Annotated in this window: 1 protein-coding gene; it reads left to right on the top strand. The window is 73.7% G+C overall.

What is annotated here, in order from left to right; genetic code table 11:
- Window positions 1-232 precede the first annotated feature (232 nt).
- A partial coding sequence (gene lon / locus ACFXA3_RS40510; RefSeq protein WP_385196143.1) for an endopeptidase La occupies window positions 233-2,684 on the top strand: 2,452 nt, incomplete at its 3' end.

Raw genomic sequence — 2,684 nt, 5'->3', positions numbered from 1 at the left:
GCCGCATCCACCCCCTCGGGGCCTGGACCGGCATGCCGCACCGGCTGGTCTGCGCACCGGGCGAAGCGGGCCTGCCGGTCCCCGGAGCGGTGGTCGTGGCCGCGGTCCGGTCCCTGCCCCGCCCCTGACGCGCAACGGTGTGTTCGCCCCAGGCGAACGGTGAGTGGGGAACATCGGGAGGCGCACATGCATTGAGTCGGCATAGCTCAACTTCACTGCCGGAGGGAAGATCATGGCTTCGACGTCCGTAACGCTCACTCTGCCCGTGCTGCCGCTCGACGACGAGGTCGTGCTGCCTGGGATGGTCGTTCCGCTGGACCTGTCCGATGCCGAGGTGCGGGGGGCCGTCGAGGCCGCCCAGGCGGCGGTCCGCAGCGGGAAGCCCCGGGTGCTGCTCGTGCCGCGGGTCGACGGCAAGTACGCCGGCACCGGTGTGCTCGGGACCGTCGAGCAGGTGGGGCGGCTCTCCGACGGGGACCCCGGCGCGCTGATCCGCGGCATCGGCCGCGTCCGCATCGGGGCCGGGACCACCGGACCCGGCGCGGCGCTCTGGGTCGAGGGGGAGAGCGTCGACGAACGGCTCGCGGACCCGCTGCCCGGGGCCGTCACCGAGCTCGTCAAGGAGTACAAGGCGCTCGCCACCACCTGGCTCAAGAAGCGCGGCGCCTGGCAGGTCGTGGACCGCGTCCAGCAGATCGAGGGCGTGTCGGCGCTCGCGGACAATTCCGGGTACTCGCCGTTCCTGACCGTCGCCCAGAAGGTCGAACTGCTGGAGACCGCCGACCCGGTGGCCCGCCTCAGGCTCGCCGTCACCTGGCTCCGCGACCACCTCGCCGAACAGGACGTCGCCGAGTCCATCGCCAAGGACGTCCAGGACGGCGTCGACAAGCAGCAGCGCGAGTTCCTGCTGCGCCGCCAGCTGGAGGCCGTGCGCAAGGAACTGCGCGAACTGAACGGCGAGAAGGACGGCGAGGAGTCCGACGACTACCGGGCCCGCGTCGAGGGCGCCGACCTCCCCGAGAAGGTCCGCGAGGCCGCGCTCAAGGAGGTCGACAAGCTGGAGCGGTCCAGCGACCAGTCACCGGAGGGCTCCTGGATCCGCACCTGGCTGGACACCGTGCTGGAACTGCCCTGGAACGAGCGGACCGAGGACGAGTACGACATCCGCGGCGCCCGGGCCGTGCTGGACGCCGAGCACGCCGGGCTCAGCGACGTGAAGGACCGCATCACCGAGTACCTGGCCGTGCGCAAGCGGCGGTCCGAGCGCGGCATGGGCGTCATCGGCGGCCGCCGGGGCGGAGCCGTGCTGGCCCTCGTCGGGCCCCCCGGCGTCGGCAAGACCTCGCTCGGGGAGTCCGTCGCGCACGCCATGGGCCGCAAGTTCGTCCGCGTCGCCCTCGGCGGCGTCCGCGACGAGGCCGAGGTCCGCGGCCACCGCCGCACGTACGTCGGCGCGCTGCCCGGCCGGATCGTCCGCGCCATCAAGGAAGCCGGATCCATGAACCCCGTGGTCCTGCTCGACGAGATCGACAAGGTGGGCTCCGACTTCCGGGGAGATCCGGCCGCGGCCCTGCTGGAGGTCCTCGACCCGGCCCAGAACCACACGTTCCGGGACCACTACCTGGAGGTCGAGCTGGACCTGAGCGACGTGGTCTTCCTGGCCACCGCCAACGTCCTGGAGGCCATCCCGGAGGCGCTCGCCGACCGCATGGAACTCGTCCGCCTCGACGGCTACACCGAGGACGAGAAGGTCGTCATCGCCCGCGACCACCTGCTGCCCCGCCAGCTGGAGCGCGCCGGCCTCGGCGCCGACGAGGTGGTCCTGGAGGAGGACGCCCTGCGCAAGCTGGCCGGCGAGTACACCCGCGAGGCGGGCGTGCGCACCCTGGAACGCTCCGTCGCCCGGCTCCTGCGCAAGGTGGCCTCCCAGCACGAACTGGGGGAGCGGCAGCTGCCGCTGCGCATCGGCGCCGACGACCTGCGTGCGCTCATCGGGCGCCCGCACCACGTCCCGGAATCCGCACAGGACCCCGCCGAGCGGCGCACCGCCGTCCCCGGCGTGGCCACCGGGCTCGCGGTGACCGGGGCGGGCGGCGACGTCCTCTTCGTCGAGGCCTCACTGGCCGACCCGGAGACGGGCGCCGCAGGGCTCACCCTGACCGGGCAGCTCGGCGACGTGATGAAGGAGTCCGCCCAGATCGCGCTCAGCTTCCTGCGCTCCCACGGCGCCGAACTGGAGCTCCCGGTCGCCGACCTGAAGGACCGGGGCGTGCACATCCACTTCCCGGCCGGCGCGGTCCCCAAGGACGGGCCCAGCGCGGGCATCACCATGACGACCGCGCTGGCCTCGCTGCTGTCGGGCCGGCAGGTCCGCACCGACGTGGCCATGACCGGTGAGGTGTCGCTGACCGGGCGCGTCCTGCCCATCGGCGGGGTCAAGCAGAAGCTGCTGGCCGCGCACCGGGCCGGACTGACCACGGTGATCATCCCGAAGCGCAACGAGGCCGACCTGGACGACGTCCCGTCCGAGGTGCTGGAGGGCCTGGAGGTCCACCCGGTGACGGACGTGCGCCAGGTCCTGGAACTGGCCCTCGCGGCGGACGCCGTCCCGGTCGCCGCGGGCGCCAGCCCCGCGCCCCGGCGTGCCGCGCGCCCCCCCCCCGCCCCCCCCCCCCCCGCCGGCC

This window comes from Streptomyces sp. NPDC059456 (assembly GCF_042750055.1).
GTDB lineage: Bacteria > Actinomycetota > Actinomycetes > Streptomycetales > Streptomycetaceae > Streptomyces.
This window is presented reverse-complemented; position numbering and strand designations above follow the sequence as displayed.